The organism is Novosphingobium arvoryzae, from assembly GCF_014652615.1.
In the GTDB taxonomy this organism is placed as follows: Bacteria; Pseudomonadota; Alphaproteobacteria; order Sphingomonadales; family Sphingomonadaceae; genus Novosphingobium; species Novosphingobium arvoryzae.
In genome coordinates this window covers 30,984-47,207 of sequence record NZ_BMZD01000007.1, presented here as the reverse complement: position 1 = coordinate 47,207, position 16,224 = coordinate 30,984, and the positions used below count along the sequence as shown (strand labels likewise).

Sequence of the window (16,224 nt, the reverse complement as noted above, 5' to 3'; positions counted from 1 at the left end):
CGTGGCAGCCGAACAGGCCAAAGTCGATCCGATGCACCAGTTCACGATCGAGCCGCTTTTCGGCACCGATCATTGGTCGATCGCAGGCTACAACATCGCTTTCACCAATTCGGCGCTGTGGATGGCGATCGTCTCCACGGTGCTGTTCGTGTTCGTGGCCGGCGGGCTCAAGCGCCAGCTGGTCCCCGGTCGCTGGCAGATGGCGGTCGAAAGCCTGACGGGCTTCATCGACAACCTGCTGGCCGCCAACATCGGCCCGGCGGGCAAGAAGTACGTGCCGTACATCTTCTCGCTGTTCATGTTCATCCTGTTCGCCAACCTGCTCGGCCTGATGCCGCTGGCGCTGTTTGGCCTGCATCCCTTCACGCCGACCAGCCACTTCTCGGTCACGGGCGTGCTGGCGGTCCTGTCGTTCTCGATCGTGCTGATCGTCGGCTTTGCCCGGCACGGCCTCCACTTCTTCTCGCTGTTCGTGCCGCACGGCACGCCGGTGTGGCTGATGTGGCTGATCCCGGTGATCGAACTGGTCTCGTTCCTGGTTCGCCCGTTCAGCCTCGCGCTGCGTCTGTTCGTGGCGATGATGGCGGGTCACGTGCTGCTGGAAGTGCTGTCGAGCTTCGTGATCGACGCTGCCAACGCCGGCCCGCTGTGGGGCGGCATCGTTGGCCTGCCCAGCTTTATCCTGATGGTTTCGATCTGCGCGCTAGAGCTGCTGGTCGCGGGCATTCAGGCCTATGTTTTCGCGCTGCTGACTTCGCTGTATCTCAACGACGCGGAAAATCTGCACTGAGTTTTTGAATAGTCATCCCCAAACGGATTTATCAAAGGAGTTACGGAAATGGACGCTGCAAGCGCAAAGATGATTGGTGCCGGTCTTGCCGCCATTGGTGCTGGCCTGGCCTCGCTCGGCGTGGGTAACGTGTTTGCCAAGTTCCTCGAAGGCGCGCTGCGCAATCCCGGCGCTGCCGACAGCCAGCAGGGCCGCCTTTTCATCGGCTTCGCGGCCGCCGAACTTCTGGGCCTGCTGTCGTTCGTCATTGCGATGATCCTGGTCTTCGTCGCCTGACAATTGACTGACAGACCGGCCGGGCGCGTCCGCTGGATGCGCCCGCCGGCCAGACCTGGACGCTGAAATGCCTCAAATCGCGCAATTTTCCGACACCGTTGCCAGCCAGGTCTTCTGGATGCTGGTGTTCTTTGGTTTGATCTTCTTCGTCATCGGCCGGGGCATGGTGCCCAAGGTCATGGCGACGATGGAAGCGCGCGACCAGCAGATCGCCGCTGACCTTGCCGCTGCCGAAGCGGCCCGGTCCGCCGCCGATGCCCAGGAAGAAGCCTGGCGCGTCCAGGCCAACGCCCAGCGTGCCGAAGCGCAGGCCTTGATTGCCAAAGCGAAGGCCGACGCCGCCCAGGCGGCGGAAGCCCGCCTGGCTGCCGCCAATACGGTGATCGACGCCCGCGTTGGCGAGGCTGAGGGTCGGATTGCCGCCGCGCGCGGCGATGCGCTCAAGGAAATCGAAACCGTTGCCGCCGAAGCCGCGGGCGATATCGTTGCCCGGCTTGCCGGTGTGACGGTTGACGCCGCCGCCGCGCAAGGCGCGGTCAAGGAGGTGCTCAATGGCTAAGTTCCTGCTGCTGTCCGAAGCCGCTGCCGGACATGGCGCTGCGCACGCCCAGCCGGTCGCATTCGGGTTCGTGAATCCCGGCATGTGGGTGGCGCTGGCGATGACCACGCTGATCGCCATCCTGGTGTGGAAGAAGGTTCCCGGCCTGATCACGTCGGGACTGGATTCCGGCATCGCCGAAATCCGCAAGCAGCTGGACGAAGCCAAGGCCCTGCGCGCCGAGGCCGAAGCCCTGCGCAAGGAATATGCTGACAAGATCGCTGGCGCCGAAAAGGACGCCGCCGAGATGCTGGCCCATGCCAAGAGCGAAGCCGACGCGATCATCGCCAAGGCCGAAGCCGATACCACCGCCCTGATCGCGCGCCGCGAAAAGATGGCGGAAGACAAGATTGCCGCCGCCGAACGCGGTGCCGTGGCCGAACTGCGCAACAAGGCGGCCGAAGCGGCGACCGCCGCTGCGCGCGGCCTGATTGCCGCCAAGCACACTGCCAAGGCTGACAAGGCCCTGGTGGACGAGGCGATTGGCGGCCTCTGACCAGTTCCAGAGTTGGAGAGGGAAAAGGGCGGTCTTCGGGCCGCCCTTTTTCGTTGCAGGAAACCGCGGTGCTCTAAGGTTCCAGCACGATCTTCCCGACGATTTCCCGGCGGGCCATGGCGTCAAACGCCTCGCGCCAGCGTGATAGCGGCAGTGACCGGTCGATATGCGGGTTCAACCGGCCATCGGCGGCGAGGGTCGCCACCGCCTCGCGGATGGCGCGACCGCGCTCCGGGAAGCGGCGGGCATATTCGCCGGCGCGGACCCCGACGACCGAGAAGCCCTTGATCAGGGGAATATTGGTGGAAATGTCGGCAATCCGCCCGCCGGCAAAGCCGATGACCAGCAACTTGCCGCCAAACGCGACGCAGCGCGTGCTTTCATCGAACACATCGCCGCCGACCGGGTCGTAGACCAGATCGCACAGGGCGCCGCCGGTCAGGTCGGCCACTGCTTCGCGGAAGCGCCCAGTGGCAGGGATCACGGCGTCGGCATCGCTGGCGGCGCGCAGCCGTTCCACCTTGTCGGGCGATCCGGTGGTGGCGATCACGTGCGCGCCGAGCCGCTTGGCCAGTTCCACCGCGGCGAGGCCGACCCCGCCGCTGGCGCCATGCACCAGCACCCATTGCCCCGCCTTGAGGCCGCCGATTTCCACCAGGGCGGTATAGGCCGTCCCATAGGCCGCACCGAGCGCGGCGGCGGCCGGGAAGCCGATTCCATGTGGCATCGGTGATACCGCCCGCGCGGGCACCACGGCATATTCGGCAAAGGCCCCGGTTTTGTTCCCGCCATAGACCTTGTCGCCGGGGCTGAGGCCGCTGTCGGCATCGGCCTCCACCACTTCGCCCGCGAACTCCAGCCCGGAAACGAAGGGCAGGTCCGGCCTCAGCTGGTATTCGCCCCTGGTCATCAGCAAGTCCGGGAAATTGAGCGAGGCCGCACGGACCCGGACCAGCACTTCACCGGGGCCGCGCGGCGGCACGGGCACGTCCACCAGGTGGACGCCGGACAGATCGGTCGTCAGCGATTCGACGCGCAGGGCGTGCATGGGAACTTCCTTTGCCGATCGCGGGATCAGAACGTGTCCTTGGCGGCGCGCAGGGCGGCGAAGGTCGCCACGCTGTCGCCGGATTTGCCGCCATGATGGGCCCAGCGCGCCTGCAGCGCCGGGTCGTCCGCGCGCAGGAAGGGGTTGGTCGCCAGTTCGCGCGACAGCGGCGTCGGGACAGTGGGCAGGCCATCGGCGCGGGCGCGCTCGATCTGCGCGGCATAGTCGCGCAGCTGCGCGTTGTCCGGATCGGCGTGCAGCGCGAAGCGGGCATTGCTCTGCGTGTATTCGTGCGCACAGTAGAGCAGCGTTGCCGGGGGCAGGGCCTTGATCCGGCACAGGCTGGCCCAGAACTGGTCAGGCTGGCCTTCGAACATGCGCCCACAGCCCAGCGCGAACACTGCATCGCCGACGAACGCCAATCCCGCTTCGGGCAGGTAATAGGCGACATGGCCGTTGGTGTGCCCGGATACATCGATCACTTGCGCGGCATAGGCACCCAGCGCCAGCGTATCGCCATGCGCGACGATCCGGTCGGGCGGGGCGATTCGCTCCACTTCCGCCGGGCCGGCAACGGTGCAGCCGCTGGCCGACTTGATCGCGGCGTTGCCGCCGGCGTGATCGGGATGCCAGTGGGTGTTCCAGATCTGGGTGATCTGCCAGCCCTTATGCCCGGCCTCGCGCAGGTAGGCTTCGGCGTCGGGTGTGTCGATGCACGCGGTTTCGCCGGATTCGGGATCGTGCAGCAGGTAGCCGTAGTTGTCGGACAGGCAGGGGAACTGATGGATTTCAAGCATGCGGTCTATCTCCCGCACGCACTGTAGCGCAGCATCCGCAAAGCAAAAGGCGCCCGAAATAGAAAAAGCCCGGCCGGATCGCTCCGGACGGGCTTTTCTGCTGGCCGGTGGCCCCCGCCGTGACGGCGGGGGCCGTGAGGCTTACTGCTTGGCCTTGAGCGCGGCGCCCAGGATGTCGCCCAGCGAAGCGCCGGCATCCGACGAACCGTACTGTTCCACGGCTTCCTTTTCTTCGGCCAGCTGGCGGGCCTTGATCGAGAAGTTCGGCTTCTTCGAACGGTCGAAACCGGTGACCATGGCGTCGATCTTCTGGCCAACCTGGAAGCGGTCCGGACGCTGTTCGTCGCGGTCGCGGCCCAGGTCCGAGCGCTTGATGAAGCCGGTCGCGCCGTCGTCGCCAGCCTGGACTTCCAGACCGCCGTCGCGCACTTCCAGAACCGTCACGGTGACGATTTCGTTCTTGCGCAGCGAGCTGCCCGAAGCCGCGCCGCCGGCCGCCGGAGCGCCCTTTTCAAGCTGCTTCATGCCCAGGCTGATGCGCTCCTTGTCGACATCGACGTCGAGCACGATGGCCGAAACCTGCTCACCCTTGCGGTGCAGGGCCAGCGCGTCTTCACCCGAGATGCCCCAGGCGATGTCCGACATGTGAACCATGCCGTCCACGTCGCCATCCAGGCCGATGAACAGGCCGAATTCGGTGGCGTTCTTGACTTCGCCTTCCACGACCGAACCGACCGGGTGCTTCTCGGCGAAGGCTTCCCACGGGTTCTGCTGAGCCTGCTTCAGGCCCAGGCTGATGCGGCGCTTGTCCGAATCGACTTCCAGCACCAGCACGTCGACTTCCTGCGAGGTCGAGACGATCTTGCCGGGGTGGACGTTCTTCTTGGTCCAGGACATTTCCGACACGTGGACCAGGCCTTCGATGCCCGGTTCCAGCTCCACGAAGGCGCCGTATTCGGTGATGTTGGTGACGGTGCCGCGCAGCTTCGCGCCGACCGGGTACTTGGCGGCGACGCCTTCCCACGGATCCGATTCCAGCTGCTTCATGCCCAGGCTGATGCGCTGGGTGTCCTGGTTGATGCGGATGATCTGGACCTTCACGGTGTCGCCGATGGCGATCACTTCGTTCGGGTGGTTCACGCGCTTGTAGCTCATGTCGGTGACGTGCAGCAGGCCGTCGATGCCGCCCAGGTCAACGAACGCACCGTAGTCGGTGATGTTCTTGACGACGCCGTCGATGATCTGGCCTTCGGCGAGGTTCTGGATCAGGCCCGAACGCTGTTCGGCGCGGGTTTCTTCCAGCACCGCACGGCGCGAGACGACGATGTTGCCGCGGCGGCGGTCCATCTTCAGGATCTGGAACGGCTGCGGCACGTCCATCAGCGGGGCGACGTCGCGCACCGGGCGGATGTCGACCTGCGAACCGGGCAGGAAGGCTACGGCGCCGTCGAGGTCGACCGTGAAGCCGCCCTTCACGCGGCCGAAGATCACGCCTTCAACGCGCTTGCCTTCGCCAAATTCGTTTTCAAGCTTGTCCCAGGCGGCTTCGCGGCGGGCGCGGTCGCGGCTGAGCATCGCTTCGCCGTCAGCGTTTTCGACGCGGTCGACATAGACTTCGACTTCATCGCCGACCTTCAGCCCGTGGGGCTGGCCCGGCATCGCGAATTCCTTGAGCGCGACGCGGCCTTCGCTCTTCAGGCCAACGTCGATGACGGCCTTGTCGTTTTCGATCGCGGTGATGGTGCCCTTGACGACGCGGCCTTCAAAGCCGCCATCAGCGGCCGAGCCAAGCGTTTCGTCGAGCAGCGCGGCGAAATCGTCGCGCGTGGGGTTGGTAGCCATTGCTAGGTTCCTTCAACGTTTTTTCCGGCCAGGCGGTTGTTTCCGCCGGTCTTTTCTCCGCCGTGGCACCATTGCCGTGGCGGGCCAAAAAGTAGCCGAACTGCCTGCCGGGCCGAATGCCGTGGCAGGCATCCGCGCGGCCTTGCGGCCTGCGGACCGGCGGCGCTTAGGCGCGCGACGACCGAAAAGCAAGGAAAATGGGCCGGTTGCGGCGCTGTTCGGGTCAGATTGCGGGGCGGTAATCCGGGCGTTGCAGGGTGACCATGTAATCGGCCAGATCGCGGATCCGGCGCGGCGGGACGGCAAAGTTCATCGCCTCGGGGAAGTTGTGCGAATCGTGCAGGAACGTGCGCAGCGTCTCGCGGGTCAGGCCGGGGGTATTGGCGATATCCTCGAACGCGGGGGATTCCGGGTTGGGGGAGGCCGCGTTGGCCGTCACCCCGTGGCACGCGGCACAGCGCTGCTCGGCAAAGGCCAGCCCGCGCTGGGCCGACCGCGACAGCTGTGGCTGCGCGGGTCCGGCGGCGTTCACGGCGCAGGCGGTGGAGAGCAACAGGGCGGATGCGGCGAGCAGCTTCAGCATGAACCGGCGGCTTTCGTGACGATGGCGATGGCGGCGGCGATGGCCTCGTCGCGGTTCAGGTCCGATGTGTCGAGCAGCACGGCGTCGGCGGCGGCGACCAGCGGGGCTTCGGCGCGGGAGCGGTCGCGCGCGTCGCGGGCCTCGAGGTCGGCGGCGATGTCGGCCAGGGCGACGGCGCGGCCCTGGGCCTGCATCTCCTTGAAGCGGCGTTCGGCCCGGGCGGACACGCTGGCGACGACGAACAGCTTGGCCGGCGCTTCGGGCGCGATCACGGTGCCGATGTCGCGCCCGTCGAGCACGGCGCCGCCCGGCTGCGTGGCAAAGGCGCGCTGGCGTTCATAGAGCGCCTGGCGCACGCCGGGATGGAGGGAGACGCGGCTGGCCAGCCCGCCGCTCGCTTCGCTGCGCAGTTCCGGATCGTCCAGCAGGCTGTCCGGAAACGCGCAGGCGACCAGCGCGTCGGCCGGGTCATCCGGGTTGCCGCCATTCAACGCCACCTGCCGTCCGACCGCACGATAGAGCAATCCGGTATCGAGATGCGGCAGCCCGAAATGCGCGGCCAGCGCCTTGGCGATGGTGCCCTTGCCCGAGGCGGTGGGGCCGTCGACCGCAATGATCATGCCGTAGCTCCGCGATTGCGCCACGCCTTGGCCAGCCCCCACAGGGCAATGGCAGCCCAGAAGAATTCCAGCACCAGCGAGGCGAGATTGAAATTGACCAGCAGCGACACCGTCAGGAACGCCGCGCCCAGCAGGTTGACGCCGTGCTGCACGAACGGATTGGGCGCGCGGCTGCCGGTGGCATAGGCATAGGCGAAGATGATGCAGGCCGTGCCCAGCAGGCCGATTGCATTGGCGAGCGTTTCGCTCATCCCCGCAATCCGTCGAGCAGCGCCTCGAACACGGGGAAGCTGGTGGCGATCGGGCGGGTATCGTCCACTTCGACGCCCCGCGTGCTGACCAGCCCGGCCACGGCCATCGACATGGCGATGCGGTGGTCGAGGTGCGTGGCGATGGCATGGCCCGTGCCGGGCAGGGGATCGCCGCCGGTGCCGTCGATGATCAGGCCGTCTTCCGTCTCGCTCACGCGGGCGCCCGCGGCGGTCAGGGCAGCGGCCATGACGGCCAGGCGGTCCGATTCCTTGACGCGCAGCTCGTCCAGCCCGGTGGTCACGGTGCGGCCCTGCGCCAGTGCGGCGGCGACGAACAGGGCGGGGAATTCGTCGATCATGCTGGGGGCAACCGCCGGATCGACCGCGATGCCGGTCAGCACCGAATGGCGCACGTGGAGGTCCGCGACCGGTTCGCCGCCGACTTCGCGCGGGTTCAACTCGTCGATCTGCCCGCCCATCAGGCGCAGCACTTCGATCAGGCCGGCGCGGGTGGGGTTCAGGCCGACATTCTCGATCACCACATCGCTGCCCGGCACGATCAGCGCCGCCACGATGAAGAACGCGGCGGAGGAGGGGTCGCCTGGCACTTCGATCACTTGCGGCCGCAGTTCCGCTTCACCGACGATGCGGATCGTGCGCACGCCGTCCGCGTCGGTTTCCACGTCCAGCTGCGCGCCGAACCCGCGCAGCATCCGTTCAGAATGGTCGCGGGTGGGAACGGGCTCGATCACGGTGGTGATGCCGGGGGTGTTGAGGCCGGCCAGCAGGATCGCGCTTTTCACCTGTGCGGAGGCGACCGGCAGGCGATATTCGATCGGCACGGCCGGGGCCGCGCCGCGCAGCATCAGCGGCAGTGTGCCGCCGGGGCTGGCGGTGAAATCCGCCCCCATCCGGCTCAGCGGTTCGATCACGCGGCCCATCGGACGCTTGGACAGGCTGGCATCGCCCACGAAGCTGGCGGTGATCGGATGGCTGGCGACCAGCCCCATCAGCAGGCGGGTGGAAGTGCCGGAATTGCCCATGTCGAGCGCGGCTTCGGGCTGGAGCAGCGCGCCCACGCCAACGCCGCTGACGCGCCATTCACCGTCGCCCAGGCGCTCTACCGAGGCCCCCATTGCCCGCATCGCGGCGGCGGTGGCCAGCACGTCTTCGCCTTCCAGCAGGCCGGTGACGCGGGTTTCGCCCACGGCCAGCGCGCCCAGCATGATCGAGCGGTGGCTGATCGACTTGTCGCCCGGCACGCGAATCCGTCCGGTCAGCGGGCCGGTGGGCAGGAAGCGGCGAGGGCGCATCTGGGTGGGGTCGGCGCTGGACAAGGGTACGGGCTTTCAGTGATAGGGCCGGGAAATGCACGCGGCTTTTGACAGCGGGCGCGCGCTATGGCAAGGCGCGCGCCGCGCTGGGACAAGCGCAAGCTGTCTCCAATACGTATTGAAAGTTTCAGCCTGTCGCGGATGGCAGCAGGCAGTATCGAGGAATTGACATGGTCAAGGCTGAATGGGGCGCCAAGCACGGCTGCCCGAAGTGCGGCACCCGCTTTTACGATCTGGGCAAGGATGACCCGATCACCTGCATCGAATGCGGCTATGCCTGGCACTCCGAACCGGTGCTGAAGTCGAAGCAGCCGATTCCCTATGAGGAAATCCAGAAGGAAAAGGCTGACGCGGTGGAGGACGTCGATCTGGCGGCCGAAGACCTCGACATCGACGAAGATGGCGATTCGCCCGACAACGACGTGGACCTGGGCGGCGACGACGACCTGGGCGTGGGCCTCGACAGCGATGGCGACGGCGACGACGTCTAATCTTTTAAAAAACCCTCTTGCCAAGCTGGAAGGCCGCAACTAGAGGGGCGGCCTCCCAGCGAGACGCCGGGGGAACGGCAAGCCTTTCGGGGCAAGCCACGATGAATGAATGGGGCCTTAGCTCAGCTGGGAGAGCGCCTGCATGGCATGCAGGAGGTCAGCGGTTCGATCCCGCTAGGCTCCACCATTCACCGGATTAACGAGTTTTAGCGGCAAGCTGGTCGGCGAGGTTTCGCCCACCGGCTTTTTTCGCGTTACGGAGTTTGCGAACGGATGTTCGATACCCTTTCAGATCGCCTGGGCAGCGTCTTCGACAAGCTGCGTGGCCGGGGTGCGCTGAAAGAACAGGACGTCCGCGATGCGATGCGCGAAGTGCGAATCGCACTGCTCGAAGCAGACGTTGCGCTGCCGGTGGTCCGCCGCTTCATCGATGAAGTCACCGAACAGGCCGTTGGCCAGTCGGTCCTGAAATCGGTCACGCCGGGCCAGCAGGTCGTCAAGATCGTCAACGACGCGCTGGTGGAGATGCTGGGCGGGGCGGAAACGCCGGGTCTGGATCTGGCCGCCACGCCGCCGGTCGTGATCATGATGGTCGGCCTCCAGGGCTCGGGCAAGACCACTAGTACGGCCAAGCTCGCCAAGCTGCTGAAGGAAAAGCAGGGCAAGAAGGTGATGATGGCGTCGCTCGACGTCAATCGCCCCGCGGCCCAGGAACAGCTGCGCGTGCTGGGCGAGCAGGTGGACGTTGCCACGCTGCCGATCATCGCGGGCCAGGCCCCGGTCGATATCGCCACGCGCGCGCTGCAATCGGCGAAGCTGCAGGCCGTGGACGTGCTGCTGCTCGATACGGCCGGCCGCCTCCACGTCGATCAGGCCCTGATGGACGAGATGCGCGCCGTCGCGTCGATTTCGGTCCCTAAGGAAACCCTGCTGGTCGTCGATTCGCTGACCGGTCAGGACGCGGTGAACGTCGCGCAGAGCTTTGCCGGGCAGGTTGACCTGACCGGTGTGATCCTGACCCGGATGGACGGCGATGCGCGCGGCGGTGCGGCGCTGTCGATGCGCGCGGTCACCGGCAAGCCGATCAAGTTCGCGGGCACCGGCGAAAAGCTCGATGCGCTGGAAGTGTTCCAGCCCAGCCGTGTCGCGGGCCGCATCCTGGGCATGGGCGACATCGTCTCCATCGTCGAAAAGGCGGCGCAGGCGATCGAGCAGGAAGAAGCCGAGCGCATGGCCGAGCGCATGGCCAAGGGTCAGTTCGACCTGAACGACCTGCGCACCCAGCTGCGGCAGATGCAGTCGATGGGCGGTCTGGGCGCGCTGGCCGGCATGATGCCCGGCATGAAGAAGGCCAAGGCCGCAATGGCGCAGAGCGGGATGGACGACCGCGTGCTGCTGCGGATGGACGCGATCATCGGGTCGATGACCCCCAAGGAACGCGCCAGGCCGGAATTGCTCAACGCCAAGCGCAAGATCCGCATTGCCAACGGTTCGGGCACCCAGGTGCAGGACGTGAACAAGCTTCTCAAGATGCACCAGGAAATGGAGCGCGCGATGAAGCAGATCAAGAAGATGGGCGGCCTCAAGGGGCTGGGCGCGCTGTTCGGCAAGGGTGGCCTTGGGGCTGCGATGCCGGGACTGGGCGGCGGCGCTGGCGGCGGTCTGCCGGGGCTGGGCGGACCGCCCGACCTGTCGAATTTCCTGAACAAGAAATAAGTTATCAAAGTTTGTTAGAAAGGTAAGTCAAATGTCTGTTTCCATGCGTCTTTCGCGCGGCGGTTCCAAGAAGCGCCCGTACTACAAGGTGGTCGTTTCCAACAGCCGTGCTCCGCGTGACGGCAAGTACCTGGAACAGGTCGGCACCTACAACCCGCTGCTGGCCAAGGACGATGCCAACCGCGTGCGTCTGGTCGAAGACCGCGTGCGCTACTGGCTGGGCGTCGGCGCGCAGCCGACCGATCGCGTTGCCCGCATGCTCGACAAGGCCGGGATCAAGGAACGCGCCGCGACCGTGAACCCGCTGAAGGGCGAACCGGGCAAGAAGGCCAAGGAACGCGCTGAAGACAAGGCTGCCAAGCTGGCCGAAGCTGAAGAAGCCGCGCGTGAAGCCGCCGAAGCCGCTGCCGCTCCGGCTGCGGAAGAAGCCCCGGCTGCTGAAGAAGCTGCCCCGGCTGAAGAACAGGCTGAAGGCTAAGCCTTGGCCGTGGACCGCCCCGTTACGCTGGCCGCCGTCGCAGGCGCGCACGGCGTGACGGGCGAGGTTCGGCTCAAGCTGTTCGGTGAAGGCGTGGATGCGCTGCGGCGCTACCGCGCCTTCAACGATTCCAGCCTGACGCTGACCAAGCTGCGCGATGATGGCAAGGGCGGGGCGATTGCCCGCTTTGCCGAAGTGACGGACCGCACCGCCGCAGAAAAGCTGCGCGGCACCGCGCTCACCGTCCCGCGTTCGGCCCTGCCGCCGCTGGCGGAGGGCGAATACTATCACGCCGACCTGCTGGGCCTGCCCGCCGTCTCGACCGATGGTGAGGAACTGGGCGAATGCATCGCCATCGACAATTTCGGCGCGGGCGACGTGCTGGAAATCCGCCGCCCGGATGGCAAGCGGTTCATGGTGCCGATGCGCGCGGAATCCGTGCCCGAATGGGATGCGCGGCGGATCGTGATTACGGCTGCTTACGCGGCTGAGGACTGACCAGCGCTTCCAGTTCGGCGGCAAAGCGCTCCAGCTCGAAATTCTGCGGATCGTCGTGGGCATCTGGAATGCCGGCGTCGACCGTTGCATGGAATCCCGGGATCAGCCAGCGGCCGGCCCGCGCGCTGACGTAGACGTAAAGCGCGGCAAGCATCCGGTATTGCTCGGCCGAAAAGCCCGGCTGCGGCCCCTCGGTCTGCCCGCGCGAGGTTGCCCCCGGCAGGAACCGGCGCGGCTGAACCGTCTCGATATGCACGAATCGCCCGCGTGCAGCCGGGCCGACGACCCGGCTTTCCAGCTTGGTCGCCCGCCACGGCTCGATGAATTCATGCCCCGCCCAGATCTGCCCGACCCGGTTGAGGAAGATGTGCGCCACCGGCTGCTTCGCGAAGGTCCCGTCCATGTAGGGGATGAAGTCGTTCACGCGCCAGTCGTTGTGAATGTCCTTCGGGAACGGATCGTTGGCGTAGAATGGCGTGCTGGTATCGTGGATGACGTAATAGAGCAGCGGCGCTCCGGCCTCGGTCCGCGAGACCGGCGCATCGGCATATTTTGCCGCATACGTGCGGTACGGTTCTGGAAACTGGGCCAGAGCGGCTTGCTTCATCGCCTCGGTCGGTGCGGTGGGGCTTTCCAGCAGCGTCTTGATCACCGCTGGCAGCGGTTGGTCGCGCTTGGTCCCCATCAGTTCTACCTTGCGCAGCAGGCAGGTGGCTTGCTCCACCGGAGTACCGGCAAAGGTCAGCGTATCGCGGTCAAACCGGCATTCGCCGATTTCCTCGGCCTGGGCGGCTGACGCGGCGAACAGCAAGGGCAGCAAGGGCAGCAAGGGCAGGGCAAGCAGGTGTTTCATCGCTGCATTGTTCCCGGTCGCGCCGCCGCGCGCAAGAGTCCGATTGCCCCCGCGCCGCCAATCTGGAAAAGGCTGCGGCCATGACTTTTTCCGCCACCGTGCTCACCCTCTACCCGGAAATGTTCCCCGGCCCGCTTGGCATTTCGCTGGCAGGGCGGGCGCTGGGTGAAGGGAAGTGGGCGCTCGATACCGTGCAGATCCGCGATTTCGCGATCGACAAGCACCGCACGGTCGATGACACGCCGGCTGGTGGCGGCGCGGGGATGGTGCTGCGGGTGGACGTGCTCGCCGCCGCTGTCGATCATGCGGTGGCGGCGCATCCCGGATGCCCGGTGATCGCGATGACCCCGCGCGGGCGTCCGCTGACCCAGGCCCGCGTGCGCGAGCTGGCGGACGGCCCCGGCGTGATCGTGCTGTGCGGCCGGTTCGAGGGCTTTGACGAGCGGATTTTCGAGGGTCGGACGATCGAGGAAGTCTCGGTCGGCGATATCGTGTTGTCCGGCGGAGAGCCGGCGGCGCTGATGCTGCTCGACGCTTGCATTCGCCTGCTTCCCGGCGTAATGGGCGCGGCTTCTAGTGGGACCGAGGAGTCGTTTGAAAACGGCTTGCTCGAATATCCCCACTATACCCGACCCCAGGAATGGGAAGGGCGCACGATCCCTGAAGTGCTGCGATCGGGGGATCATGCGAAGATCGCTGCCTGGCGGAAACAACAGGCAGAGGATCACACTCGGTTACGCAGACCGGATCTTTGGGAGCGTCACAAGGGCGCTCGGGTCCAGTCTGCCTCTGGCGCGCGGCAGGAAACGAAGGACCAGGGTCAATGAACCTGATTCAGCAGATCGAGGCCGAGGAAATCGCCAAGGCCGCCAAGGATATTCCGGATTTTCGTCCCGGTGACACCGTGCGCGTCGGCGTGCGCGTGGTTGAAGGTGAACGCACCCGCGTGCAGGCCTACGAAGGCGTCTGCATTGCCCGTGCGAACAAGGGCTTCAGCTCGAACTTCACCGTTCGCAAGATGAGCTTTGGCGAAGGCGTGGAACGCGTGTTCCCGATCTACTCGCCGAACATCGAATCGATCACCGTGGTTCGCCGTGGCGTCGTGCGCCGCGCCAAGCTGTACTACCTGCGTGGTCGTACCGGTAAGCGCGCCCGTATCGCCGAGCGTCGCGACAACCGCAACGAGGGCTGATTACAAGCCCTCTGGCGCCGCATCGCGGAACCAGCTTAAGAAGGCGTCCTGGCCCGGCCAGGGCGCCTTTTTGCTTATCAGGACCAATGCCTTGTCATGCGAATGCTTCGATACCTGCTTGCCGCAACCGTTCTTGCCGTCCCTGCTGCCGCTGCGGCGCAAGGTGAGCCTGTGACCGTGCCTGCCGCCGCCGCATCCGGCGATCTGTCGTTCGCGCGCGTCTATGCCAGCCCCAGCCTGAACGGGCCGGTCCCGCGCGAGGTCAAGCTTTCCCCCGATGGCCGCTTCCTGACCCTGCTGCGCGGGCGGGCGGATGACCGTGAGCAGTATGACCTGTGGGGCTATGATCGCACCACCGGGCAATGGTCGATGCTGGTCGACAGCCGCAAGCTGGGTTCGGGCAAGGACTTGTCCGAGGCGGAGAAGATGCAGCGCGAACGGCTGCGGATCGGCGATCTGAAGGGTATCGTCAGCTATACCTGGTCGGCGGACAGCCAGTCGATCCTGGTGCCGCTGGACGGGGACCTGTTCCTCGCCAGGCTGGACGGCTCGGTGACCCGCCTGACCGACACCAGCGAAGGCGAACTCAACCCCGCGCTCAGCCCGCTGGGCGGCCATGTCTCGTTCGTGCGCGACCGGCGACTGTGGACCGGCAAGGTCGGGGCCGAGGCCGCACCGGTAACGCCGCAGGAGACCGCTGAAGCGGTCCACTGGGGCGAGGCGGAGTTCGTCGCGCAAGAGGAAATGGACCGTCACACCGGCTACTGGTGGGCGCCCGATGACAGCCGGATCGCGGTCCAGCGGTTCGATGAAAGCGGCGTGGCCGTGATCACCCGCGCCGCCATCGGCGCGGAAGGCACCAAGACCTATGACCAGCGTTATCCGCTGGCGGGCACGGCCAACGCGGTGGTTTCGCTGCATGTGATGAAGCCCGACGGCAGCGGGCGGATCGAGGTCGATCTGGGGCCGGACAAGGACATCTACCTTGCCCGCGTGAACTGGGCCCCGGATGGCAAGACGCTCTATGTCCAGCGGCAGAACCGTGCGCAGACCCGGCTGGATATGCTGGCGGTCGATCCCGTCACCGGCAAGGCGCGGGTGCTGTTCACCGAAAACGCGGCAGAGCGCAGCTGGATCAACCTGTCGAACGACTATCGCTTCCTCAAGGACGGCAGCCTGATCTGGTGGTCGGAGCGCGACGGGTTCGGCCACCTCTATCACTTCAAGGGCGGGAAGTGGCGCCAGCTGACCAAGGGCGACTGGGTCGTGACCGCGCTGGTCGGCGTCGACGAGGCGCGCGGCAAGGTCTATTTCACCGGCACCAGGGACGATGTGCTGGCGCAGCAGGTCTATGCGCTCGATCTGGCCGCACCCGCCCGGCTCAAGCCGCTGGGCGAGCCGGGCTATGTCCATTCGGCCACGATGGACAAGGGCGGGCAATCGCTGCTCATCACCCGCCAGTCGCCCAGCCAGCCGCCGCAGGTCTATCTGGCCGACACCAGCGGCAAGCGGATTGCGTGGGTGGAGGAGAACCGGCTGGACGCCGCGCATCCTTATGCCCCGCACCTTGCCAGCCACAAGCTGCCCGAATTCGGCACGATTGCGGCGGCAGACGGCACGCCGCTGCACTGGCGGATGCTGAAGCCCGACATGGTGCCGGGCAAGCGCTATCCGGTGTTCTTCGATCACTATGGCGGCCCGTCGAACCAGCAGGTGACGCGCGGCTGGATCAGCCCGCTGGCGCAGGCGATCGTCGATCAGGGCTATATCTGGTTCCAGATCGACAACCGCGGCAGCGACAATCGCGGGGTGGCGTTTTCCAAGCAGATCTGGCGGGCGATGGGCAGCGTCGAGGTGGCGGACCAGCTGGCCGGAGCGCAGTTTCTGAAAACCCTGCCGTTCGTCGATCCGGCCAAGATCGCGACCTATGGCTGGTCCTATGGCGGCTACATGACGCTGAAGATGCTGCAGGCCAATCCGGGCGTCTATGCGGCGGGCATTTCTGGCGCGCCGGTGACCAAGTGGGAGCTGTATGACACTCACTACACCGAACGCTACATGGGCGACCCACGCGAGGTGCCGCAGGCGTATGCCACTGCCAATGCGATGGCCGACAGCGCGAAGATCAGCGATCCCCTGCTGCTGATCCACGGCATGGCCGATGACAACGTGGTGTTCGAGCATTCATCAGCCCTGATCGCGAAGCTGCAGGGTGAGGCGGTGCCGTTCGAGATGATGCTCTATCCCGGCTACACCCACCGTGTCGGCGGGCCGAAGGTGGGCACGCACTTGTGGGAATCGATCTTCGCGTTCCTGCGGCGCAGTGGGGTGACGCCGCCCAAGTGAGGGTCTAGGAGCAGC

General features: G+C 66.2%; 19 protein-coding genes and 1 tRNA gene. 12 read left to right on the top strand and 8 right to left on the bottom strand.

Features of this window, described 5'->3' with window-relative positions:
- Nucleotide 1 precedes the first annotated feature (1 nt).
- From IE113_RS13355 to IE113_RS13340, 4 genes are all read left to right on the top strand, one after another.
- Nucleotides 2-790, top strand: coding sequence for a F0F1 ATP synthase subunit A (locus tag IE113_RS13355; protein WP_268248115.1), 789 nt, complete (start codon nucleotides 2-4; stop codon nucleotides 788-790).
- A gap of 48 nt (nucleotides 791-838) precedes the next feature.
- A complete protein-coding gene (locus IE113_RS13350; RefSeq protein ID WP_189542331.1) occupies nucleotides 839-1,066 on the top strand; it encodes a F0F1 ATP synthase subunit C in 228 nt (75 codons plus the stop codon).
- A gap of 67 nt (nucleotides 1,067-1,133) precedes the next feature.
- Nucleotides 1,134-1,625 carry a F0F1 ATP synthase subunit B family protein gene (locus tag IE113_RS13345; protein ID WP_189542329.1) on the top strand — a complete coding sequence of 164 codons (492 nt, stop codon included), beginning with the start codon at nucleotides 1,134-1,136 and terminating at the stop codon, nucleotides 1,623-1,625.
- Complete coding sequence (locus IE113_RS13340; RefSeq protein ID WP_189542325.1) at nucleotides 1,618-2,160, top strand: F0F1 ATP synthase subunit B family protein; 543 nt, start codon at nucleotides 1,618-1,620, stop codon at nucleotides 2,158-2,160. The genes IE113_RS13345 and IE113_RS13340 overlap by 8 nt, the downstream gene beginning before the upstream one ends.
- Before the next feature lie 73 nt (nucleotides 2,161-2,233).
- Here the strand turns inward: IE113_RS13340 and IE113_RS13335 are convergent, their stop codons facing one another.
- The 7 genes from IE113_RS13335 to aroA form a co-directional block, all read right to left on the bottom strand.
- Entirely contained in the window at nucleotides 2,234-3,208 is a 975-nt protein-coding gene (locus IE113_RS13335; protein ID WP_189542323.1) for an NADPH:quinone oxidoreductase family protein, read from the bottom strand.
- A gap of 26 nt (nucleotides 3,209-3,234) precedes the next feature.
- The gene (gene gloB / locus IE113_RS13330) at nucleotides 3,235-4,005 is read right to left on the bottom strand and encodes a hydroxyacylglutathione hydrolase (RefSeq protein WP_189542322.1); all 771 of its coding nucleotides are present in this window, start codon (nucleotides 4,003-4,005) and stop codon (nucleotides 3,235-3,237) included.
- Between the two features lie 141 nt (nucleotides 4,006-4,146).
- Entirely contained in the window at nucleotides 4,147-5,847 is a 1,701-nt protein-coding gene (gene rpsA / locus IE113_RS13325; RefSeq protein WP_189542320.1) for a 30S ribosomal protein S1, read from the bottom strand.
- Nucleotides 5,848-6,070: 223 nt separating this feature from the next.
- Entirely contained in the window at nucleotides 6,071-6,430 is a 360-nt protein-coding gene (locus IE113_RS13320) for a c-type cytochrome (protein WP_189542318.1), read from the bottom strand.
- Nucleotides 6,424-7,050 (bottom strand): (d)CMP kinase, encoded by a 627-nt coding sequence (locus IE113_RS13315; RefSeq protein WP_189542316.1) that lies wholly within the window; start codon nucleotides 7,048-7,050, stop codon nucleotides 6,424-6,426. Before IE113_RS13315 ends, IE113_RS13320 begins: the two co-directional genes overlap by 7 nt.
- Complete coding sequence (locus IE113_RS13310; RefSeq protein ID WP_189542314.1) at nucleotides 7,047-7,301, bottom strand: CBU_0592 family membrane protein; 255 nt, start codon at nucleotides 7,299-7,301, stop codon at nucleotides 7,047-7,049. Before IE113_RS13310 ends, IE113_RS13315 begins: the two co-directional genes overlap by 4 nt.
- Nucleotides 7,298-8,614: a 3-phosphoshikimate 1-carboxyvinyltransferase gene (aroA, locus tag IE113_RS13305; protein ID WP_189542313.1), complete on the bottom strand. Its 1,317-nt coding sequence runs from the start codon at nucleotides 8,612-8,614 to the stop codon at nucleotides 7,298-7,300. Before aroA ends, IE113_RS13310 begins: the two co-directional genes overlap by 4 nt.
- A 191-nt stretch (nucleotides 8,615-8,805) precedes the next feature.
- On the opposite strand from aroA, the gene IE113_RS13300 reads away from it, so the two are divergent.
- The 5 genes from IE113_RS13300 (at nucleotide 8,806) to rimM (ending at nucleotide 11,818) form a co-directional block, all read left to right on the top strand.
- Nucleotides 8,806-9,126 carry an FYDLN acid domain-containing protein gene (locus tag IE113_RS13300; protein ID WP_189542311.1) on the top strand — a complete coding sequence of 107 codons (321 nt, stop codon included), beginning with the start codon at nucleotides 8,806-8,808 and terminating at the stop codon, nucleotides 9,124-9,126.
- Nucleotides 9,127-9,237: 111 nt separating this feature from the next.
- Nucleotides 9,238-9,313, top strand: a tRNA-Ala gene (locus IE113_RS13295).
- Nucleotides 9,314-9,399: 86 nt separating this feature from the next.
- Nucleotides 9,400-10,842, top strand: a complete 1,443-nt coding sequence (gene ffh / locus IE113_RS13290; protein WP_189542309.1) for a signal recognition particle protein — start codon at nucleotides 9,400-9,402, stop codon at nucleotides 10,840-10,842.
- 31 nt (nucleotides 10,843-10,873) lie between these two features.
- On the top strand, nucleotides 10,874-11,320 hold the full coding sequence (gene rpsP / locus IE113_RS13285) for a 30S ribosomal protein S16 (RefSeq protein WP_189542307.1): 447 nt from the start codon (nucleotides 10,874-10,876) through the stop codon (nucleotides 11,318-11,320).
- Nucleotides 11,321-11,323: 3 nt separating this feature from the next.
- Nucleotides 11,324-11,818 (top strand): ribosome maturation factor RimM, encoded by a 495-nt coding sequence (gene rimM / locus IE113_RS13280; RefSeq protein WP_189542305.1) that lies wholly within the window; start codon nucleotides 11,324-11,326, stop codon nucleotides 11,816-11,818.
- Here rimM and IE113_RS13275 read toward each other — a convergent pair.
- Nucleotides 11,790-12,671, bottom strand: coding sequence for a hypothetical protein (locus IE113_RS13275; RefSeq protein WP_189542303.1), 882 nt, complete (start codon nucleotides 12,669-12,671; stop codon nucleotides 11,790-11,792). The two genes, rimM and IE113_RS13275, sit on opposite strands and share 29 nt — an antisense overlap.
- Before the next feature lie 80 nt (nucleotides 12,672-12,751).
- On the opposite strand from IE113_RS13275, the gene trmD reads away from it, so the two are divergent.
- The 3 genes from trmD (at nucleotide 12,752) to IE113_RS13260 (ending at nucleotide 16,209) form a co-directional block, all read left to right on the top strand.
- Nucleotides 12,752-13,498, top strand: a complete 747-nt coding sequence (gene trmD, locus IE113_RS13270; protein ID WP_189542301.1) for a tRNA (guanosine(37)-N1)-methyltransferase TrmD — start codon at nucleotides 12,752-12,754, stop codon at nucleotides 13,496-13,498.
- Entirely contained in the window at nucleotides 13,495-13,863 is a 369-nt protein-coding gene (rplS, locus tag IE113_RS13265) for a 50S ribosomal protein L19 (protein ID WP_189542299.1), read from the top strand. Before trmD ends, rplS begins: the two co-directional genes overlap by 4 nt.
- 96 nt (nucleotides 13,864-13,959) lie before the next feature.
- Nucleotides 13,960-16,209 carry a S9 family peptidase gene (locus IE113_RS13260; RefSeq protein ID WP_229822441.1) on the top strand — a complete coding sequence of 750 codons (2,250 nt, stop codon included), beginning with the start codon at nucleotides 13,960-13,962 and terminating at the stop codon, nucleotides 16,207-16,209.
- Nucleotides 16,210-16,224: the final 15 nt, after the last annotated feature.

Excerpts from the sequence above, each read along its gene's own strand:
- IE113_RS13345 (WP_189542329.1), top strand. The coding sequence starts at position 1,134 with ATGCCTCAAATCGCGCAATTTTCCGACACCGTTGCCAGCCAGGTCTTC.
- IE113_RS13335 (WP_189542323.1), bottom strand. The coding sequence starts at position 3,208 with ATGCACGCCCTGCGCGTCGAATCGCTGACGACCGATCTGTCCGGCGTC.
- IE113_RS13350 (WP_189542331.1), top strand. The coding sequence starts at position 839 with ATGGACGCTGCAAGCGCAAAGATGATTGGTGCCGGTCTTGCCGCCATT.
- IE113_RS13275 (WP_189542303.1), bottom strand. The coding sequence starts at position 12,671 with ATGAAACACCTGCTTGCCCTGCCCTTGCTGCCCTTGCTGCCCTTGCTG.
- IE113_RS13260 (WP_229822441.1), top strand. The coding sequence starts at position 13,960 with ATGCGAATGCTTCGATACCTGCTTGCCGCAACCGTTCTTGCCGTCCCT.
- IE113_RS13320 (WP_189542318.1), bottom strand. The coding sequence starts at position 6,430 with ATGCTGAAGCTGCTCGCCGCATCCGCCCTGTTGCTCTCCACCGCCTGC.
- rpsA (WP_189542320.1), bottom strand. The coding sequence starts at position 5,847 with ATGGCTACCAACCCCACGCGCGACGATTTCGCCGCGCTGCTCGACGAA.
- trmD (WP_189542301.1), top strand. The coding sequence starts at position 12,752 with ATGACTTTTTCCGCCACCGTGCTCACCCTCTACCCGGAAATGTTCCCC.
- IE113_RS13310 (WP_189542314.1), bottom strand. The coding sequence starts at position 7,301 with ATGAGCGAAACGCTCGCCAATGCAATCGGCCTGCTGGGCACGGCCTGC.
- ffh (WP_189542309.1), top strand. The coding sequence starts at position 9,400 with ATGTTCGATACCCTTTCAGATCGCCTGGGCAGCGTCTTCGACAAGCTG.
- IE113_RS13300 (WP_189542311.1), top strand. The coding sequence starts at position 8,806 with ATGGTCAAGGCTGAATGGGGCGCCAAGCACGGCTGCCCGAAGTGCGGC.
- gloB (WP_189542322.1), bottom strand. The coding sequence starts at position 4,005 with ATGCTTGAAATCCATCAGTTCCCCTGCCTGTCCGACAACTACGGCTAC.
- aroA (WP_189542313.1), bottom strand. The coding sequence starts at position 8,614 with ATGCGCCCTCGCCGCTTCCTGCCCACCGGCCCGCTGACCGGACGGATT.
- IE113_RS13315 (WP_189542316.1), bottom strand. The coding sequence starts at position 7,050 with ATGATCATTGCGGTCGACGGCCCCACCGCCTCGGGCAAGGGCACCATC.
- rpsP (WP_189542307.1), top strand. The coding sequence starts at position 10,874 with ATGTCTGTTTCCATGCGTCTTTCGCGCGGCGGTTCCAAGAAGCGCCCG.
- rplS (WP_189542299.1), top strand. The coding sequence starts at position 13,495 with ATGAACCTGATTCAGCAGATCGAGGCCGAGGAAATCGCCAAGGCCGCC.
- IE113_RS13340 (WP_189542325.1), top strand. The coding sequence starts at position 1,618 with ATGGCTAAGTTCCTGCTGCTGTCCGAAGCCGCTGCCGGACATGGCGCT.